General features: G+C 71.5%; 18 protein-coding genes. 5 read left to right on the top strand and 13 right to left on the bottom strand.

Translation table 11 applies throughout. The annotated features are described in order from the left end of the window. The first annotated feature begins 43 nt into the window (after window positions 1-43). The gene (locus AB0I18_RS22475; protein WP_363107329.1) at window positions 44-490 is read left to right on the top strand and encodes a hypothetical protein; all 447 of its coding nucleotides are present in this window, start codon (window positions 44-46) and stop codon (window positions 488-490) included. Window positions 491-494: 4 nt separating this feature from the next. Here AB0I18_RS22475 and mug read toward each other — a convergent pair whose 3' ends face one another. Together mug and purB are read right to left on the bottom strand one after the other, a co-directional pair. Continuing rightward, window positions 495-1,040 carry a G/U mismatch-specific DNA glycosylase gene (gene mug / locus AB0I18_RS22470; protein WP_363107376.1) on the bottom strand — a complete coding sequence of 182 codons (546 nt, stop codon included), beginning with the start codon at window positions 1,038-1,040 and terminating at the stop codon, window positions 495-497. Next, window positions 1,037-2,479 (bottom strand): adenylosuccinate lyase, encoded by a 1,443-nt coding sequence (gene purB / locus AB0I18_RS22465; RefSeq protein WP_363107328.1) that lies wholly within the window; start codon window positions 2,477-2,479, stop codon window positions 1,037-1,039. The genes mug and purB overlap by 4 nt, the downstream gene beginning before the upstream one ends. A 277-nt stretch (window positions 2,480-2,756) precedes the next feature. On the opposite strand from purB, the gene AB0I18_RS22460 reads away from it, so the two are divergent. Continuing rightward, window positions 2,757-3,341 (top strand): TerD family protein, encoded by a 585-nt coding sequence (locus tag AB0I18_RS22460; protein ID WP_363107327.1) that lies wholly within the window; start codon window positions 2,757-2,759, stop codon window positions 3,339-3,341. A gap of 103 nt (window positions 3,342-3,444) precedes the next feature. Here the strand turns inward: AB0I18_RS22460 and AB0I18_RS22455 are convergent, their stop codons facing one another. The 8 genes from AB0I18_RS22455 to AB0I18_RS22420 form a co-directional block, all read right to left on the bottom strand. Beyond that, entirely contained in the window at window positions 3,445-3,786 is a 342-nt protein-coding gene (locus tag AB0I18_RS22455) for a DUF4326 domain-containing protein (protein ID WP_363107326.1), read from the bottom strand. 245 nt (window positions 3,787-4,031) lie between these two features. Further along, window positions 4,032-4,814: an SGNH/GDSL hydrolase family protein gene (locus AB0I18_RS22450; RefSeq protein ID WP_363107325.1), complete on the bottom strand. Its 783-nt coding sequence runs from the start codon at window positions 4,812-4,814 to the stop codon at window positions 4,032-4,034. Between the two features lie 102 nt (window positions 4,815-4,916). After that, complete coding sequence (locus AB0I18_RS22445) at window positions 4,917-5,930, bottom strand: hemolysin family protein (protein ID WP_363107324.1); 1,014 nt, start codon at window positions 5,928-5,930, stop codon at window positions 4,917-4,919. After that, complete coding sequence (locus tag AB0I18_RS22440; RefSeq protein ID WP_363107323.1) at window positions 5,927-7,276, bottom strand: hemolysin family protein; 1,350 nt, start codon at window positions 7,274-7,276, stop codon at window positions 5,927-5,929. Before AB0I18_RS22440 ends, AB0I18_RS22445 begins: the two co-directional genes overlap by 4 nt. A 199-nt stretch (window positions 7,277-7,475) precedes the next feature. Beyond that, window positions 7,476-7,901 carry a GNAT family N-acetyltransferase gene (locus AB0I18_RS22435; RefSeq protein ID WP_363107322.1) on the bottom strand — a complete coding sequence of 142 codons (426 nt, stop codon included), beginning with the start codon at window positions 7,899-7,901 and terminating at the stop codon, window positions 7,476-7,478. Between the two features lie 97 nt (window positions 7,902-7,998). Continuing rightward, the gene (locus AB0I18_RS22430; RefSeq protein ID WP_363107321.1) at window positions 7,999-8,886 is read right to left on the bottom strand and encodes an LLM class F420-dependent oxidoreductase; all 888 of its coding nucleotides are present in this window, start codon (window positions 8,884-8,886) and stop codon (window positions 7,999-8,001) included. 55 nt (window positions 8,887-8,941) lie between these two features. After that, the gene (locus AB0I18_RS22425; RefSeq protein ID WP_363107320.1) at window positions 8,942-11,509 is read right to left on the bottom strand and encodes an FtsX-like permease family protein; all 2,568 of its coding nucleotides are present in this window, start codon (window positions 11,507-11,509) and stop codon (window positions 8,942-8,944) included. 40 nt (window positions 11,510-11,549) lie between these two features. Then, on the bottom strand, window positions 11,550-12,425 hold the full coding sequence (locus AB0I18_RS22420; RefSeq protein ID WP_363107319.1) for an ABC transporter ATP-binding protein: 876 nt from the start codon (window positions 12,423-12,425) through the stop codon (window positions 11,550-11,552). Window positions 12,426-12,635: 210 nt separating this feature from the next. Between AB0I18_RS22420 and AB0I18_RS22415 the strand changes: the two genes are divergently transcribed. Continuing rightward, entirely contained in the window at window positions 12,636-12,863 is a 228-nt protein-coding gene (locus AB0I18_RS22415) for an antitoxin (protein WP_363107318.1), read from the top strand. 37 nt (window positions 12,864-12,900) lie between these two features. Then, window positions 12,901-13,239, top strand: coding sequence for a fic family toxin-antitoxin system, toxin component (locus tag AB0I18_RS22410; RefSeq protein ID WP_363107375.1), 339 nt, complete (start codon window positions 12,901-12,903; stop codon window positions 13,237-13,239). Window positions 13,240-13,261: 22 nt separating this feature from the next. On the opposite strand, the gene AB0I18_RS22405 is transcribed toward AB0I18_RS22410, so the two are convergent. Both AB0I18_RS22405 and AB0I18_RS22400 read right to left on the bottom strand, forming a co-directional pair. Next, complete coding sequence (locus AB0I18_RS22405; RefSeq protein WP_363107317.1) at window positions 13,262-13,969, bottom strand: class I SAM-dependent methyltransferase; 708 nt, start codon at window positions 13,967-13,969, stop codon at window positions 13,262-13,264. A 163-nt stretch (window positions 13,970-14,132) separates the two neighbouring features. After that, entirely contained in the window at window positions 14,133-14,813 is a 681-nt protein-coding gene (locus AB0I18_RS22400) for a triacylglycerol lipase (RefSeq protein WP_363107316.1), read from the bottom strand. Between the two features lie 241 nt (window positions 14,814-15,054). Here AB0I18_RS22400 and AB0I18_RS22395 point away from each other — a divergent pair, with 241 nt between their 5' ends. Next, window positions 15,055-17,289, top strand: a complete 2,235-nt coding sequence (locus AB0I18_RS22395; RefSeq protein WP_363107315.1) for a LuxR C-terminal-related transcriptional regulator — start codon at window positions 15,055-15,057, stop codon at window positions 17,287-17,289. Between the two features lie 84 nt (window positions 17,290-17,373). Here the strand turns inward: AB0I18_RS22395 and bioD are convergent, their stop codons facing one another. Continuing rightward, window positions 17,374-18,090 (bottom strand): dethiobiotin synthase, encoded by a 717-nt coding sequence (bioD, locus tag AB0I18_RS22390; protein WP_363107314.1) that lies wholly within the window; start codon window positions 18,088-18,090, stop codon window positions 17,374-17,376. Window position 18,091 lies beyond the last annotated feature (1 nt).

The following is an 18,091-nucleotide window of genomic DNA, read 5'->3' as shown; positions in this document are numbered from 1 at the left end:
GACGGCCCGCCAATTGTCAGTCCCGGCCGGTTTACTGGAGGGCATGACCATCAAGCGGCATGTCGCCACGATCGACCTGCTGTGCTCCTTGGCCTTCCCCGAGGAGCACGGCAGCTCGGACGTCGGCATCGGGGGACCCGGTTTCCACCTGGCCGAGTTAGAGAGCAGCTACGGCCTCGCGGAGGGCGACGGCTCGCAGCGAGAGGAGACCGCGGAGCAGTTCGAGGCCTACGTGGACCACATCTCGCAGCGACTGAGTGATCGTTGGGGGAAGCCGTATCGCACAGGTCTCGACGGTGTCCTCATCCGCTCCTCGGACCCCGACGAGTCGATACCGGAGCCATGGTCGCTCTTCAGCCGACGCGTGGGGAACATGCACCTGTGGCAGTCGGACGGCACCGGCCGCTGGATCGCCGTGGGCGTTTCCCGCCCGAGCGAAACACAGGAGATCCAACTCGTCGTCCTCGTCACGGAGATGGACCCGCCATGACCTGCTAAGCCCGCGCGGCGTCCCGCAACCGCCCGAACTCCTCAGCCATCGTCGCCGCCGTCCAATGAGCGTTCAGACCACTGGGGTTCGGCAGCACCCACACCCGAGTGGCCCCGAACATCCGCTCCTGCGGCCCCACCGCCGCCTTGCGGTCGTCGAAGGCCGCCCTGTACGCCGTCACGCCCACCACCGCGAGCCACCGAGGCCGCAGCAGCTCCACCTTGGCGGCGAGCAGCCGCCCGCCCTCCCGGTACTCGTCCGCGCTCAGCTCGTCGGCCCGGGCGGTCGCCCGCGCCACCACATTGGTGATGCCGAGCCCGTACGAGAGCAACTCGCCCTGCTCCGACGGCTTCAGCAGCCGGGGCGTGAAGCCGGACAGATGCAGGACCGGCCAGAAGCGATTGCCCGGGCGGGCGAAGTGGTGGCCCGTCGCGGCCGTCATGAGTCCGGGGTTGATGCCGCAGAACAGCACCTGGAGACCATCCGCGACGACATCAGGTACGAGCCGGTCGCGGGCGGCCTCCAGGTCCGCGGGAGTGAGCCGCGTCAGAGGATCGCCCCCGGCGTGTAGCCCGCGGCCGCCGGGTGCTGCTTGACGATCTCCTCGATGCGCGCCACGACCGCGGCCACCTGGTCGGCGGCGGCGCCCGTGAAGGACAGCTTGTCGGCCATCAGCGCGTCGAGCCCCGCCCGGTCCAGCGGAATGCGCTCGTCGGCGGCCAGCTTGTCCAGCAGCTCGTTGCGCTCGGCGCCCTGCTCGCGCATGGCGAGAGCGGAGGCGACGGCGTTCTCCTTGATGGCCTCGTGCGCGACCTCACGCCCGACGCCCGCACGCACAGCGCCCATCAGGACCTTGGTGGTGGCGAGGAACGGCAGGTAGCGGTCCAGTTCGCGCGCGACGACGGCCGGGAAGGCGCCGAACTCGTCGAGGACGGTGAGGAAGGTCTCCAGGAGGCCGTCGAGCGCGAAGAACGCGTCGGGCAGCGCGACCCGGCGCACCACCGAGCAGGACACGTCGCCCTCGTTCCACTGGTCGCCCGCCAGCTCGCCCGTCATCGAGGCGTAGCCGCGCAGAATCACCATCAGGCCGTTGACACGCTCGCAGGAGCGGGTGTTCATCTTGTGCGGCATCGCGGAGGAGCCGACCTGGCCCGGCTTGAAGCCCTCGGTGACCAGCTCGTGCCCGGCCATCAGCCGGATCGTCTTCGCGACCGACGAAGGCGCCGCGGCCACCTGCACCAGCGCGGTGACGACCTCGTAGTCGAGGGAGCGCGGGTAGACCTGGCCGACGGACGTGAACGCCTGCGCGAAGCCGAGGTGCCGGGCGATCCGCTGCTCCAGGTCCGCGAGCTTCCCCGCGTCCCCGCCCAGCAGGTCGAGCATGTCCTGGGCCGTGCCCACCGGGCCCTTGATGCCGCGCAACGGGTAGCGGCCGAGGAGCTCCTCCACCCGGCCGTACGCGACGAGCAGCTCGTCGGCGGCGGTCGCGAACCGCTTGCCGAGGGTGGTGGCCTGCGCGGCGACGTTGTGCGAGCGGCCCGCCATGACCAGTTCGCCGTACTCGCCCGCGAGTTTGCCGAGACGCGCCAGGACGGCCACCGCGCGGTCCCGGATCAGCTCCAGGGAGAGGCGGATCTGGAGCTGCTCCACGTTCTCGGTGAGGTCACGGGAGGTCATGCCCTTGTGTACGTGCTCGTGGCCCGCGAGGTCGTTGAACTCCTCGATCCGCGCCTTCACATCGTGCCGCGTGACCTTCTCGCGCTCGGCGATCGAGGCCAGGTCGACCTGGTCGAGGACGCGCTCGTAGTCGGCGAGGGCGGCGTCCGGCACCTCGATGCCGAGGTCCTTCTGCGCCCGCAGCACGGCGAGCCAGAGCTGACGCTCCAGCTTCACCTTCTGCTCGGGGGACCACAGGGTGGCGAGCTCGGCCGAGGCATAGCGGCCGGCGAGGACGTTCGGGATACGGGGCTTTGCAGGAGCGGCAGTCACGTGGAGGGAGTTTACCTGTCGTGCGCGGCCGCCCTTCAACGTCCGCCCGGCCCAGGATGTCCAGGTCAGACGCGGTCAGGGCAGCCGTCGCACGCCGCAACCGTGAGACAGCGGCAGCCCCGGTCATCCGGGGGCGGCACTGACTCCGACTCCCGGACGTTGTGCAGGCAGGCCCCGTGCGAGGGAACAAACCGGCTGTTTCCGAACCTGGTGTGCCGAGAACCGAGAGCTCCAGGCAGACTTCACGAGTTGGTGTCCACATGAAGAGGGAGCACGCATGATCACGCTTACGAAGGAAGACGGCCCAGCAGATCTGGACGGCGTCACCCATCTGACCATCGGGGCGTCCTGGGACCCCACGGTCGGGAGCAGCGGCGGCCTGATGGGCAAGCTCCGTCAGAAGGCCGGCACCGACCTCGACCTGATCGCCATCGCGATGCAGGGCGCGGAGCCGGTGCGTCTCGCGGGCCTCGACTCGCTGGACCCGCTGGGCAACGGCTCGCTGCAGCACAGCGGTGACAACCAGACCGGCAAGGGGGACGGAGACGACGAGACGGTGACCGTCGACTTCGCCAGGATCCCGCCCAACATCACGTCCGTCGTGTTCATCGCCGCCGCGTACAAGAAGCACAGCTCCTTCCAGAAGGCGCGGAACATCAGCTTCAAGGTGTACGACGCGACCGGCGGCAGCACCCAGCAGGTCGCCGACATCTGGCCGAGCCTGCTCGGCAGCGACAACGCCTGCGCCGTGGCCAAGGCGATGCGCGTCGGCGGGGGTTGGAAGCTCCAGGTGATCAACGAGGTCGGGAAGATCAAGCAGGGTGACGAGCAGGCCCTGATGCGCTTCGCGGTGAGCAAGTAGCAACAGCCGGCTCTGACCCGCACCTCGGCTCGGCGCCCTCGGTTGCCGGGCCGGCGGTGCGGCCGGCCTCAGGGCCCTTCTGACGGATCCAGGGGTTCTTGTACTACGACCCCGCGTCGGCCAGTTCCGCCAGGATGTCGCCGTGGCACAGTTCCGGCGCGCACCAGCAGGCCAGCGTCCTGCCGCGCAGCTCCGGCACCCGGGCGAGGAGGTCGGGGCGTTCGAGAAGGTACGCCCGGTACTTGGCCATGACCTCGGCGCGGGTGCCGTCACGCTTCCTGGTCGCGGAGTCGTAGGCGAACGGGTTGTAGAGCGGGTGCTGGGGGAGGTCCCAGTGCCCCATCGTCCAGCGGCGGCCGACGTAGACCAGGTCCGCGGGGGCGCGCTCCAGCCGAGGGCCGAAGTCGTGGATACGTCCCTTGAGGTTGATCACGGTGGTGGTCACACGGGTCTCCCTTCAGGTACCCGGCCCCGCACCCGATCAGGTGGCGGGGGCGTGAGCCCGACCGGGCGGTGAGGCCGAGAACCCCGACCGGCCAGTGGGTCCGTACAGGCGATGTGGCAGTGAGCCCGATCATGCGATGCGCGGGCCGCGGACGCCACCGGCAGGGCTCGGCGCGGGCCACGTCCCCCGGCCGCTCGAGGCTCGGCGTCGGCCAAGTCCTCCGGCCGCTCAAGCCTCGTACCTTCCTACGCCACCGGCCCGTCGTACGGCAGCAGCTCGGGTCGTTTCGCCGGGCGGCCGTCGCCCGAAGAGCGGCCCGTCAGACGGCGGCCTATCCACGGCAGCAGGTACTGCCGGGCGAAGCGCGCGTCGGCGGTGCGGCGGGCGGCCCACCCCGGCGGGGCGGAGGGTGGCATCGGCGTACGCCACTCGGTGTCCTCGCCCTCGTACCCGAGCGTCTGCCACACGGCCTCCGCGACCCGCCGGTGCCCCTCGCCCGTCAGATGCAGCCGGTCCACGTCCCACATGCGGGGGTCGCCGAGCGAAGGGGCTCCGTAGAGGTCGACCACGAGGGCGCCGTGCCGGGACGCGAGCTCGTCGACGCACGCGAACAGTTCCTCCATGCGCGGGCGGAACCGTTCCAGGACCGGGCCCTGGCGGCCGGGGCTGCGCATCAGGACCAGCTGCTTGCAGGCCGGTGCGAGTCCCTCCACCGCCTCTTCCAGGAGGCCGCGGACCCGCCCCATGTCGCACTTGGGCCGCAACGTGTCATTGAGCCCGCCGACCAGCGTGATCACGTCCGGCTTCATCGCCGCCGCCACGTCGATCTGCTCTGCGACGATCTGTCCGATGAGCTTGCCGCGCACCGCGAGGTTGGCGTACCGGAAACCGGGTGTCGTGGCGGCCATCCGGGCCGCGAGGAGGTCGGCCCAGCCCCGGTACGAGCCATCGGGGAGGCGGTCCGACATGCCCTCGGTGAAGGAGTCGCCGACCGCGACAAGACTGGTGTAGGTGGCATTCGTCTGCATGGCGGAAGAGATGATATCCCGTGCACATACCCACCGGTCTGCCGCCCGACCTCCGGACACCCACCTCAAATCCCCGATCCCGAGCCGCCGCCCCTCGCCCGTTCACACCGGCTGCCCGAACAACTCCCTCAGCACGTCCTCCATCGTCACCAGCCCCGCCAGCCGTCCGTCCCCGCCCAGCACCGCCGCCAGATGCGTACGACTCCGCCGCATCGCCGTGAGGACGTCGTCCAGCGGTGTGCTCTCCCGTACGCGGGCGATGGACCGCATGTCCTGGACCCGGAACGGCAGGTCCCGCGGCATCGCGTCCAGCGCGTCCTTGACGTGGAGGTAGGCGACGATGCGCCGCCCCTCGTCCACGACGGGGAAGCGGGAGAAGCCGGACTCGGCCGACAGCGCCTCCAGTTGCTCGGGCGTGACGCCCACGCGCGCGTAGACGACGCTTTCCAGCGGCAGCACCACGTCCCGTACCGGACGGCGCCCCAGTTCCAGCGCGTCGTGCAGCCGCTCCTGGGCGCGGTCGCCGATGAGCCCGGCCTCGCTGGAGTCCTTGACCAGCCGGGCCAGTTCCGTGTCCGAGAAGGTCGCGGACACCTCGTCCCGCACCTCGACCCGCAACAGCTTCAGCAGCCCGTTCGCGAACGCGTTGATCGTGAAGATCACCGGTCGCAGCGCCCGGGACAGCGCGACCAGCGGCGGGCCGAGCAGCAGCGCCGAGCGCACCGGCTCGGCGAGCGCGATGTTCTTCGGCACCATCTCGCCGAGGAGCATGTGCAGATACGTGGCCAGGGCGAGCGCGATCACGAACGAGATCGCGTGGCCCGTACCGGTCGACACCCCCACCGCGTGGAACAACGGCTCCAGCAGATGCGCGATCGCGGGCTCCGCGACCACACCCAGGACCAGCGTGCACAGCGTGATGCCGAGCTGTGCGGCCGCCATCAGCGCGGAGACGTGTTCGAGACCCCACAGCACGCTGCGCGCCCGCCGGTCGCCCTCCTCGGCATACGGCTCGATCTGGCTGCGGCGCACGGAGATCAGCGCGAACTCGGCGCCCACGAAGAAGGCGTTCACGACGAGTGTCGCCAGACCGATCAGCAGTTGTACGGCGGTCATCGCGCGCCCTCTCGTCCGGAGCCGTCCGCGGGATCGTCCGCGGGGCGTGGCCCGTGCAGCAGCACCCGTGCGGCCCGACGCCCCGAGGCGTCCACCACCTCAAGGCGCCAGCCGGCGACCTCGACGCTGTCCCCCTCGGCGGGGATGCGCCCGAGTTCGGCCGCGACCAGGCCCGCGAGCGTCTCGTACGGTCCGTCGGGCACCCGCAGCCCGACGCGGGCGAGCCGGTCGATACGGGCCGAGCCGTCGGCGGAGTACCGCGTGCGGCCCTCGTCGTCCTCGCCGGCCGGGGCCAGATCGGGCCGCTCGTGCGGATCGTGCTCGTCCCGCACCTCGCCGACGACCTCCTCGACGATGTCCTCCAGGGTGGCGACGCCGGCGGTGCCGCCGTACTCGTCGATGACGACGGCCATCGTCCGCTTGCCGGAGAGCCGGTCCAGGAGCCGCTCGACGGTGAGTGACTCCGGTACGAGCAGGGGCTCGCGCATCAGCTGTGACACGGAGGTACGAGCCCGGCGCCCGGCGGGCACGGCGATGACGTCCTTGATGTGCGCCACGCCCACGACCGAGTCGAGGTTGCCGCGGTAGACCGGGAACCGGGAAAGACCGGTCGCCCGCGTCGCGTTCGCCACGTCCTCGCAGGTCGCCTGGACGTCGAGGGCGATGACCTGGACGCGCGGCGTCATCACGTTCTCCGCGGTGAGGTCCGCGAGGTTCAGCGTGCGCACGAACAGTTCGGCGGTGTCCGCCTCCAGGGCGCCCTGTTTCGCGGAGTGCCGGGCCAGCGCGACCAGCTCCTGCGGGCCGCGGGCCGACGCCAGCTCCTCGGCGGGCTCGATGCCGAAGCGGCGTACGACACGGTTGGCCGTGTTGTTGAGATGGGTGATGAAGGGGCGGAACAGCGCACTGAACCAGCGCTGCGGCGTCGCCACCCGCTTGGCCACGGCGAGCGGCGAGGAGATCGCCCAGTTCTTGGGCACCAGCTCGCCGACGACCATCAGGAAGACCGTCGACAGGGCCGTACCCAGGACCAGCGCGACGGACGAGGAGGCGGATTCCGGTACACCGGCGGCCTCCAGCGGCCCGGCGGTCATCTTGCCGATGGACGGCTCGGCGAGCATGCCGACGACCAGGTTGGTGACGGTGATGCCCAGCTGGGCGCCGGAGAGCTGGAAGGTGAGATTCCGTACGGCTTTGAGGGCGCCCGAGGCGCCGACCTCGCCGCGCTCGACGGCCCGTTCCAGCTGGCTGCGCTCGACCGTGGTCAGCGAGAACTCCGCCGCGACGAAGGCGCCGCAGGCCAGCGAGAGCAGCACCGCCACGGCGAGGAGAAGCACTTCGGTCATCGGGTCACCTCCGTCCCATGATCGGCCAGGGGCGGGGGAATCGCGCGATGTCGACGCGGCGGACCGCCGGGCCGCCTACTGCTGGGAGGCTCGCCCATGGGCCGACGCTCACACCTTTCCTGGGGGTACGGCCTGATCTTTCGATGGCAAAAGATCAGCAAAGTCCCGTGCTTCGGTCACCCGGCATCCCGTGTTTCGGTCACCCGGTCAGCGGCTTCACCCAGCGCCGCCAGTGCTCCTCGGGTGTGTACCCCGCCGCCCGCCAGGCATGGTGTGCCGTCTCGTTCCGCGCCAGCACCATCGCGTCGCCACGGCGCCCGCCGAGCCGTACGAACCGCTCCTCGGCCGCGGCGAGGAGCGCCGAACCGATGCCCTGGCGCCGCCGGTCCGGCCGCACCGCGAGCCGGTAGAGATGGCAGCGCCAGCCGTCGAAGCCCGCGATGACCGTGCCCACGAGTTCCCCGCCCAGCTCGGCCAGGATCAGCGCCTCGGGATCGCGGGCGACGAGCCGCTCCACGCCCTCCCGGTCGTCGCTGATGCTCGTGCCCTCGGCGGCCGTCTTCCAGAAGGCGAGTACGGCGTCGAGGTCGCCGGGTGTGGCGGGCCTTGTCCGAAGATCAGTCATGGCCCGATCCCATCACGGGCGTCGCGCGCGGACACCGAATTCCACGATCCGGACAACAGCTCTCCCCGGGGCTTCCCCGTGGACTTCCCCGTAGGCGTCACTCCCCGCGCAACTCCGCGATCACCGATCCGAACGCCTCCATGTACGGCTCCAGCACCGTCAGATACGAGAAGCCGTACCGCTCCCGCACCGCCCGCACCTGTTCCGTGATCTGGTCGAGCGTGCCGACCAGGACGATGGGCAGCTCCAGGATCTGCTCCTCGGTGAGGTACGGCAGGTGGGTCAGCAGTGGCTGGACCGCGGCCTGCCGGTCCTCGGTGATGATGACCATCTGGAGGAGCAGGTTCAGCTCGGCGGGTTCGGGACGGCCGGCGGCGAGGCGGTGGTAGGCCGCCACCCGGTCGTCGATCGCCTCCGCGGTGAGCGCTTCCAGCGTCCCCGTCGTGCTGCCCGGTACCGAGCGCGCGGCGGGGAAGGCCGCGATGTCGGCGTGCTCGGCGGTCAGCCGCAGCATCCGGTCGCCGTTGCCGCCGATGAGCAGCGGCACCCGTTTCTGCACGGGGCGCGGCTGCTGCTCCTCCGAACCGAGCAGCCGCTCCAACTCCTCGACCGTACGCAGCAGATGGTCCACGCGCTCGCGCGGCGAACCGTACGGCAGACCGGCCGTGTCGTGCTCCGCCTGTACGTATCCGGTGCCGAGGCCGAGTTCGAGGCGGCCGCCGGTGAGCGCGTCCGTGGTGGCGACCTCGCGGGCCAGCAGCGTCGGGTTCCAGAAGCCGGCGTTGAGCACGAACGTGCCCAGGCGCGGCCGCTCGGTCGCCTCGGCCGCGGCGACCAGCGCCGGGAACGGCGCGGGCATGCCGAGGTGGTCGGGGACCAGGATCACGTCGTAGCCGAGCTCCTCGGCCCGGCGGCACTTGGCGCGCCATTCGTCGGAGGGGGTGGGGGTGACCAGACTGGCGCCGAAGCGGAAGGGGCGCGGCATGAACTCTCCTCACCTGCAAGCGACTTGAGTGCTTCGCGTACGCGGTGCGAGTCAATCACTCGTGTGCGATGGCCGCCAGTACGTTCATGCGGGATGCGCGCAACGCGGGCAGCAGTGCCGCCACGATGCCCACGACGGCCGACCCCACCACGACCGCGACGATGGTGCCCCAGGGGATCGCGAGCGCGTTCATCCCCTGCAGGGCGAGGACCTGCTGCACGCACACGCCCCACACGAGCCCGAGCGCGAGCCCGAGGACCGCGCCGAACACGGCGATCACCACCGACTCCAGCCGGATCATCCGCCGCAACTGCCGCCTGGCGAGCCCGATCGCCCGCAGCAGCCCGATCTCGCGGGTGCGCTCGACGACCGACAGGGCGAGGGTGTTGACCACGCCGAGCACCGCGATGACGATCGCGAGTCCCAGCAAGGCGTACACCAGGTAGAGCAGTACGGCGATCTGATCATGGATCAGCTTCTTGTAGTCGGCCAGGTCGCGGACCTGCACCTGCGGATACGGGTCGAGGGTCTTGTCGAGGTTGGTGCGCAGGGTGTCGGCGGGGGTGCCCGAGGCCGTGTTCACGTACAGCGCGGAGTCCTGCGCGCCGGGCACGTGCCTCTCGATCGTCTCGAAGCCGAAGAACAGCCCGCCCTGCGTTCCGAAGCCCTCGGCGGCGTCCTGGTCGGTCAGCGCGGCCACCGTCAGCTCGGCCCGCTTTCCGGCCGGGAACTCGACGGGGATCGCGCTGCCGACGCGTACGTCGTGGTCCTTGGCGAAGTCGGCGTCCATGGCGATGTTCCCGGCCCCGAGCGCGGCGGCCGTGTCCCCCTGGGCGTACGTGATGCGGGCGACCTCGTCGAGATCCGGTTCGTAGGCCGCCGCGGTCGTCTCGACGCGCTCGCCGTCCGGCAGCCGGACGGCGACCGGGGTGAACCGCTGGCGTACGACGAGTCCCGCGCCCTCCGTGTCGCGCACCTTCTCGGTGACCTCCCGCGGGAACGGCAGGAAGTTGCTGTTCTGCACCACGAAGTCCGCGCCCAGCGTCTTGTCGATCTGGTCGTCGAAGGACTTGGTCATGGACGCGCTCGCCACGGACATCCCGCCGACCAGGGCGAGGCCCACCATCAGCGCGGCCGCGGTGGCGCCGGTGCGGCGCGGGTTGCGCAGCGCGTTGCGCTGGCTCATCCGGCCGATCGAGCCGAAGACGGCCGGGAACACGCCGCCGAGCACGCGGATGACCGGACGGACGAGCAGCGGGCCCGCGATCACGGTCGCGATGAGCGTCAGGACGACGCCGAGTCCCAGCAGGGAAGCCGCGGAGGCGGTCTCGGTGGCCGTCACACAGCCCACGAGTGCCGCGGCACCCAGCGCGCCGATGATCAGCCCCACCACCGCCCGCACCCGCAACGGCCGCCCCACACCGGCGATCTCCGCGTCCGCCAGCGCGGCCATCGGCGACACACCGGCCGCCCGGCGGGCCGGCAGATACGCCGCCACGAAGGTGACGCCGACCCCGACGACGTACGACGCGAGGGGTGTCGCCCAGCCGATGACCATCTCGGCCGTGTTGAGGTTCATGCCGAACAGGCCCATGAGCTCGATCAGCCCGATCGCGAGCCCGATCCCCGCGGCGAGGCCGAGCGTCGAGCCGACAAGACCCAGCAGAATCGCCTCCGTGAGGACGGAGCGGCGCACCTGTCGCCGGTCGGCGCCGAGGGCGCGCAACAGGCCCAGTTCACGCGTGCGTTGGGCGATCAGCATGGAGAAGGTGTTGACGATCAGGAAGACCCCGACCAGCACCGCGATTCCGGCGAAGCCGAGCATCACGTACTTGATCACGTCGAGGAATCCGCCCAGTTGGGACGCGGCGGTCTCGGCCTGCTCGTCGGCCGTCTCCAACTCGTAGGTGTTGGCGCCTACTTCGGCGGCGACGCGCTGCTTGAGCTGGGCGTCGCTCACGCCCTGGTCCGCGTCCACCTGGATGCTGGTGGCGACTCCCTCCTTGCCCAGCAGCTTGGTCTCCGCGACCGCCGGGTCGAGGAAGACGAGTGCGGCGCCCGGGTTGGTGGTCTTGAAGGTCGCGATGCCGACGACCTCCACCTTGAAGGACCCGGGCTGGGCGATCACGGTGAGGGTGTCGCCGATGTCCACGTTCTTCTTGTCGGCGGTGTCCGCGTCGAGGAGCGCCTGGCCGGCTCCGCGCGGGGCCTTGCCCGAGGTCAGCTCCACCGGGCTGCGCTCGGTGACGTACCAGTCGCCGGCGATGGTGGGCGCACCCGTGGTCGGGCCCACCGACTCGTTGTCGCTGTCGACGACGGTGATGTTCTCGACGGACACGTCAGGACGCGCGAGGGCGACCCCGTCGATGTCCGCGATGCGGTCCACGAGGCTGGTGGGCACGGTCTGGATGGCCCCGGAGGGGATCTGCGACTTGAGATCCTCCTTCGGGCTCACCGTCACGTCGGCCGACGTGGACGCGAAGAGCCGGTCGAAGGTGCGGGAGACCGTGTCCGAGAAGATCAGGCTGCCCGCGACGAACGCCACGGACAGGATGACGGCCAGCGCCGAGAGCAGCAGCCGGCCCTTGTGCGCGAGGAAACTCCGGAGTGTCGCCTTCAGCACGGAAGCCTCAGTCCCTAGTCCTTGAGTCCCTAGTCCTTGGTCAGTCCTTGGTCGCGTCGTCCTGGGTCACGCCGTCTGCGTCGTCCTTGTTCATGTCGGCGTTCTTGCCGGCGCCGGGGCCGCCGTCGCCCTCGAACGTCCCGCGGATCGTGTCGAACCTCTTCATGCGTTCCAGGACGGCCTCCGCCGAGGGCCGGGCCATCTCGTCCACGATCCGCCCGTCGCCGAGGAAGAGCACCAGGTCGGCGTGGGCGGCCGCGCCCGGATCGTGCGTGACCATGACGACGGTCTGCCCCAGGTCGTCGACCGCCTCCCGCAGGAACCCGAGGACTTCGAGGCCCGCCCGCGAGTCGAGGTTGCCCGTCGGCTCGTCCGCGAAGATCAGCTCGGGGCGCGAGGCCAGCGCACGGGCGCAGGCGACGCGCTGCTGCTGGCCGCCGGACAGCTGGGAGGGCCGGTGCTTGAGGCGGTCGCGCAGCCCGAGGGTGTCGATCACCTGGTTCAGCCACTTCTCGTCCGGCTTCTGACCGGCGATGTCCATGGGCAGCGTGATGTTCTCGGCCGCGTTCAGCGTCGGGATCAGGTTGAACGACTGGAACATGAAGCCGATCCGGTCCCGGCGCAGCTGGGTCAGCTCGCGGTCCTTCAGACCGGTGATCTCGGTGTCGCCCAGCCAGACCTGTCCGGCCGAGACGGTGTCGAGCCCCGCCAGACAGTGCATCAGCGTGGACTTTCCCGAGCCCGAAGGCCCCATGACCGCCGTGAAACGGCCGCGCGCGATGTCCACGTCGACCGAGTCGAGGGCGAGCACGGTCGTCTCGCCCGAGCCGTAGGCCTTCGTCAGAGCACGGGCGCGGGCGGCCACCCGCTCCGCGTCCGTGCGCCCGAGGGCGTGCTCCGCAGCTGCTGTGGACAAGGCCGCCTCCTAGGTGGGACTTCGGTGTCCGCGGGCGAGCCTAGTGTGATGGAGGGCACACTCGGTATCCCCCCGAAGTGTCGGGTGGTCTCCGTCGCAGGTCGGTGACCCCGAGTTCCGTGTAAGGGGCACCCTTAGGTGGTCGACCGGCAGCCGCTCGATGCCCGGCCCCTCTTGCCACCGCTAGCAGTTCGGCGCTAGCGTCGAGGTATGCCGAAGACCCAGTTGAACGTGCGCGTGGACGAGGGCACCGCCCGGGCCGCGCGCGAACGGGCCCTGGCCCGCGGGATGAGCGTCAACCGCTACATCGAGGAGCTGGTCAGACAGGACACCGGGGAAGCGGGCCACACCTTCGTGGAGGCCGCCGCCGACTTCATGAAGCAGTACGAGTCCGTCTTCGCCGAGGAGTTCGGCGCGGAGCGAGAAGGTCGTCGCTGAACCCTTGAACGTCACAGTCGACCTCGCCTGGCTCCTCATGGTCGCCGAACAGAAGACTCCGGGAGACCCCCAAGTCACCGACTGGGGAGCCCTCGTCGCCGCCGTCAGCCGGCACGAGGCGGAGATATTCGGCATCCCCGTCTACGACACCCCGCACACCCGCGCCGCCGCGCTGCTCCAGGTCCTGCTGCACGTCCCGGCGCTCGAACGCTCCAACGCGATGTTCGCCATGGCCGTCGCGTACGGCTACCTAGTCGCCAGCGGCCTGAAGGTCGTCACCTCACCCGAGCAGGTCCGCGAACTCGCACGGCTGGTCAAAACCGGTTCGGCGACGCTCGACGACATCGCTGGCGAACTGCGTTCGTGGAGTCTGTGACGCCCGCTACCGGGGCGAGTCCCTAACTCCCGGCACCCTCGGCGCTCTCGGCATCGGGGCGCCGCGCGGTGCCGAGCACACAGTACGAACTCGGCATCCGCGGCCCCTTCTCGGGCACCAGCAATCGCCGGTACGGGCCCAGTTCGTACCCGGCTTCCCGGATCGCCCCGACGGTGTGCCGGCTCACGTGGCAGCCGCCGAAGAGCAGCGGCCACACGGTGCGGTCCAGCACGCGCTGGCCGCGGACCATCACGCGGCCGCCGCCCTTCCCGTGCTCGAAGAACCGGAGTTCGCCACCGGGGCGCAGCACCCGGCGGATCTCGGCGAGGGCCCGCGGCACGTCTCGTACGCTGCACAGCACCAGGGAGACCACGGCCGCGTCGAACGCCTCGCTCTTGACCGGCAGCGCCTCCGCGACCCCCGGCACCACGTCGACCGGCACGTCGGAGCGCAGGGCCGCGGTCACCGCCAACTGCCGCAGGCTGCGCTCGGGTTCGATGGCGACGACCTCCGAGACCGTGCTCGGATAGTGGGCGAAGTTCAGCCCGTTGCCCGCGCCGATCTCGATGACCCGCCCGGCGAGCCCGGCGAGCAGCTCGTCGCGATGGACACCGAGCGCGGGCTCGGCGGCGACGCTGAGCCTGGCGTAGAAGCGGGCGAACACCGGGTGGTGCACGGCGGCCTTGGGCCTGCTGCCGGTCTTGGTGGTTCCGGAGCCGCGCGGTCGCATGGGAGACCTCCCCTGGGGGTCTGGGTCTACCGCGATTGTCCCCCAGGACGCGCCCGCTCACCCGTCCCGTGCCCAGGGCCCTTTCGCCGGGTCGCCCTGTGGTCCCCGCCGCGCAGGGACCACAGGACGGGATCGTGGGGTGCCGGGCGCCGAAGCCCGTACGTCAGGCGATGAAGTCGCGTACCCGCTCGTAGACGCCGTGGTCGTTGTTCATCTCGTTGTGCGAGACGCACCCGACCTCGACGTTGGTGGCGCCGTTGAGGATGGCGGTGGTGTCGGGGGTCAGGGCGTCGTCGCAGTTCGACCAGTAACTGGCGTAGGAGACGCTGCCCGGTGTCTCGTCGCCCGAATTGAGCGAGGTGAGGAAGGCGCTGCCGGTGTTCATCTCCCTGCAGGACGTATACAGCCAGCCGCACCAGCCTGCGGTCGTGGTGCCGTGGTGCACGCCGGCCGCGGAGGCGAAGTCGTCGACGTGCGCGGTCCCGCCGAGGTTCTTCAGGTAGTAGCGGGAGTTCAGCGCGCCCATGGAGTGCACGACCAGGTCGACCTTGGACGCGCCGGTCTGGGAGAGCACGCTCTGGATCTTGGCGGACAGCTGCTGGGCGGTCGTGGCGTTCGACTGGCCCCAGTCGTAGGACCAGGAGAAGAGCTCGGACGCCTGGTAGCCGTCGGCCTTGAAGTCGGCGATCCAGTCGTCCCAACTGCTCGACGAACTGCTCAGGCCGTGCACGAAGACGACGGGGTTGCGGGTCGCGGCCTCGGCGGTGGAGGTGAACAGGGGCAGACAGAGCGACGCGAGAGCCGTCGCGAGGACCGTGCCGGCAATGCGGGTGCGGCGGGCCATGATGCCTCCCGGTGGGGGTGGGTTCGCCAGGAGTGTCAGGTGGGATCCCCGCGCGCCGCATCGGCGAAATCGCCGGTCTTTACGCACCACTTAACTCGCCAGTAACCTGAGAGGTGTGGTGACCTCGGTGAATCCCCCGCCTCTCCCGCAGCATTCGCCACCGCCCCTGACGAACGCCCCGGAAAGACCGGGCGGTGCGACCCGGACGTACACGGAAACCCCACTTTCCGAAGGCGTCCGGGTGCGAGTGCTGCGTGCAGTACACGGCGATCCGCTCGCGGCCGCGGAACTCGCCGCCGTACTCAGTGAGCACCAGCTGGCCGGACTCGAACCGCTGCCCGCGGAGCCCACCGCCGCGGCTCCCGCACTGCTGCGGTCCCACCGGCGGGAGATCCGGACCCTCGCGCCGGACACCCGGCGCCTCCTGCTCATCGCCGCGGCCGACCAGCACCCGGTCGACACCCACGCCTTTCCGCGGGCCGTGGCCGCGGCGCGACTGGACACCGGGCCCCTCGACGAGGCCGAGGCGGCCGGGCTCGCCCATCCGACGTCCGCCGGGGTCGTGTTCCGCGACCCCTGGACCCGTATCGCGGCCTACGAGAGCGCGTCCGCCGTGGACCGGCGCGAGGCCCATCGGCTCCTCGCCCGGGTCCTGCGCGACGAGGGCGAGGCGCCCCGGCGGTGCTGGCACCGGGCCGCCGCCGCACTCGGCCCCAGCCGGCGCCTCGCGGCGGAACTCCGCGCATCGGCGCAGGAAGCGCGCGCCGCCGCTGAGCACACGCTGGCCTGCACGCTCGTCGAACGGGCCGCCGCACTGACCCCCGATCCACGCGAACGCCCCCGCCTGCTGGCCCGGGCCGCCGCCGACGCCTGGCGCTCGGGCGACGGCGACCGGGCCCGCCGCCTCGCCGCCCACGGAGACACCGACGGGCTGAGCGGTCTGCTCGCTCTACGCGCGGGGAACGCGACGGAGGCGTTCGACGCGCTGCTCGGAGAGGCGGCGCGCGGAGCGGAGCCGAGGGAGCGGGCGCCGGGTGGCGGGGCGCGCGGCGTCGGGCCGGGCGAGCGGGCGGATCCGGCGGCGTGCGAGCGTACCGTCGGCGGCGCGCTGATCGAGAGCGCGGGCGGAGGCCGGGGCGCGCGGGCCGCCGCGTACGGTGCGGTCACCGCCGCTCCCGACGCCGCCGCGCACCTGCTGGCACGTGCCACCGAAGCCGCCATCTACACCGGCGACCTGCGTCGGTGCCGGGAGGCCGCGGCCGTCGCCGACCGGTTCGGGATCGTGCCGCCGGGCACGCTCGGCGGACTGACCGCCGCGTTCGAGGGACGGTACGCGGACGCCCGGGACCTGCTCGAAGCGGCCGCCGGGCGCTGCGGGCCCGGCGGCGACCCCACCCTGCTGATCCACTCCTCGATCGCCGCGCTGCTGCTCGGCGACCACACCCGCGCCGGGTCCGCCGCCGTACGGGCCGCCGCCTCCGCCCGGGCCAGGGGTGAGGCCGCGACCGTGCCACAGGCCATGGAGTTCCGGGCGTACGCCGAGTTCTGGACGGGGCGCCCACGCGCCGCCGGAGCCGCCACGCTGGACGCCCTGCGGCAGGCGTACACCACCGGGCAGGACAACGGGGCCTGCCATCTCCAGGCGGCCCTCGCCATGTTCGCGGCCGTCACCGGCGACGAGGACGTCTGCCGGGAGCGCGCCGAGGCGGCCCGTACCTACGCCCTGGCGCGCGGACTCGGCCTGCCCGCCGCCCTCGCCCTGTGGGCGCTCGCCTTCCTCGACCTCAGCACGGGCCGGTACGCGGCCTCCGCGTCCCGGCTGCGCGCCCTGGCCGGCTTCGGCCCCGGGCACGGCCACCGGGCCGTACGCCACCTCGCGACCCCGCACTACGTGGAGGCCGCCGTCCGCACCGGCGGCGACACCCGGGTCGCACGGGCCGCCCACGCCGACTACGACCACTGGGCCCGCATCGTCCGCAGCCCCGACGACCTTGCCCTCAGCGCCCGTTGCCGCGCCCTGCTGGCCACCGGTGCCGAGGCCGTCGAGCACTACCGCACCGCCCTCGACCTGCACGCAGGCGGCACCCGCGACTTCGAACGCGCCCGTACGGAGCTGCTGTTCGGCGGTGCGCTGCGCCGGCTGCGGCATCGTACGGAGGCCCGTGACCGGCTGCACAGCGCGCTGGAGGCGTTCGAGCACTTCGGCGCGCCGCAGTGTGCGGCACAGGCGCGGGCGGAATTGCGTGCCTTGGGGGATACGGGTGCGCCCGAGCGTGGCGCGGGCGACCTCGCCGGGCGGCTCACCGCGCAGCAGCTCATGGTGGCCCGGATGGCTGCGGAGGGTGCCACGAACCGGGAGATCGCGTCGCGGTTGCTGCTCAGTCCGCGGACCATCGACCACCATCTGCGGGGGGTGTTCGCGCGGTTGGGTATTCGGTCGCGGATCGAGTTGGTGCGGTTGTTGGGGGAGCGGTGAGGGGGAGGCCGGCTGGTGTGGTTCTTCGACTGCGGGTTGGTTGTGGCTGGGCGCGCAGTTCCCCGCGCCCCTTGAGGGGCGCGTTCAGTGGGCCTGGGCTGAAACGAACGCGGCGGCGTTCCAGGTGCCGCCCAGTTGGGGAGACAGCCAACTTGCCGCGCGTGCGCGGAAGTCGGGGGCCGGGTATGTGCCGGCCCCGGCTGGCAGGGCGCCGAGCAGGGGAGCGCCGGCCGATACCGGCAGGTCCGCGAGGTTGCAGCGGGACGCCAGGTCCGCGTTGTCGGGCCAGCTGCCGATGACGACGCCGATCAAGTCCAGGTCTTGGCGCCGTAGTTCACGAGCCGTCAGTTCTGTTGTGTTCAGTGTGCCCAGGCTTGCCGAAGCGACCACCAGGACCGGGGCGTCCAGCAGTCGTGCCGCGTCCGCGAGCGTGCCGCCCTCGTCGTCGAACCGGACGAGCAGGCCGCCCGCTCCCTCGACCAGCACGAGGTCGTACTCAGTCGCCAACTTGGCCGTCGCCTCGGCCACTTCACTCGGCCGAACCGGCGCGAGACCGGCCCGTCGGGCGGCCGTGGCGGGTGCCAACGGCTCGGGGTAGCGGGCGAGTTCGACCGTGGTCACCGGGCCCGCGAGCCGCGCCACCTCGTCCGCGTCCCCGCACTCGCCGGGCAGCACACCGGTCTGGGCCGGTTTGAGCACGGCCACGGACCGTCCGGCCGCGAGGGCCGCCGCGGCGACGGCGGCGGTCGTCACGGTCTTGCCGACCTCCGTGCCCGTCCCCGTGATCACCAGTACCGGCATG

This window comes from Streptomyces sp. NPDC050704, assembly GCF_040654355.1.
GTDB lineage: Bacteria > Actinomycetota > Actinomycetes > Streptomycetales > Streptomycetaceae > Streptomyces.
The sequence above is the reverse complement of the archived record's forward strand: the minus strand, read 5'-3'. Positions and strand labels throughout refer to the sequence as shown.

Excerpts from the sequence above, each read along its gene's own strand:
- AB0I18_RS22450 (WP_363107325.1), bottom strand. The coding sequence starts at position 4,814 with ATGCAGACGAATGCCACCTACACCAGTCTTGTCGCGGTCGGCGACTCC.
- AB0I18_RS22430 (WP_363107321.1), bottom strand. The coding sequence starts at position 8,886 with ATGCCGCGCCCCTTCCGCTTCGGCGCCAGTCTGGTCACCCCCACCCCC.
- AB0I18_RS22475 (WP_363107329.1), top strand. The coding sequence starts at position 44 with ATGACCATCAAGCGGCATGTCGCCACGATCGACCTGCTGTGCTCCTTG.
- AB0I18_RS22435 (WP_363107322.1), bottom strand. The coding sequence starts at position 7,901 with ATGACTGATCTTCGGACAAGGCCCGCCACACCCGGCGACCTCGACGCC.
- AB0I18_RS22400 (WP_363107316.1), bottom strand. The coding sequence starts at position 14,813 with ATGGCCCGCCGCACCCGCATTGCCGGCACGGTCCTCGCGACGGCTCTC.
- AB0I18_RS22445 (WP_363107324.1), bottom strand. The coding sequence starts at position 5,930 with ATGACCGCCGTACAACTGCTGATCGGTCTGGCGACACTCGTCGTGAAC.
- AB0I18_RS22440 (WP_363107323.1), bottom strand. The coding sequence starts at position 7,276 with ATGACCGAAGTGCTTCTCCTCGCCGTGGCGGTGCTGCTCTCGCTGGCC.
- bioD (WP_363107314.1), bottom strand. The coding sequence starts at position 18,090 with ATGCCGGTACTGGTGATCACGGGGACGGGCACGGAGGTCGGCAAGACC.
- AB0I18_RS22415 (WP_363107318.1), top strand. The coding sequence starts at position 12,636 with ATGCCGAAGACCCAGTTGAACGTGCGCGTGGACGAGGGCACCGCCCGG.
- AB0I18_RS22410 (WP_363107375.1), top strand. The coding sequence starts at position 12,901 with ATGGTCGCCGAACAGAAGACTCCGGGAGACCCCCAAGTCACCGACTGG.
- AB0I18_RS22460 (WP_363107327.1), top strand. The coding sequence starts at position 2,757 with ATGATCACGCTTACGAAGGAAGACGGCCCAGCAGATCTGGACGGCGTC.
- AB0I18_RS22405 (WP_363107317.1), bottom strand. The coding sequence starts at position 13,969 with ATGCGACCGCGCGGCTCCGGAACCACCAAGACCGGCAGCAGGCCCAAG.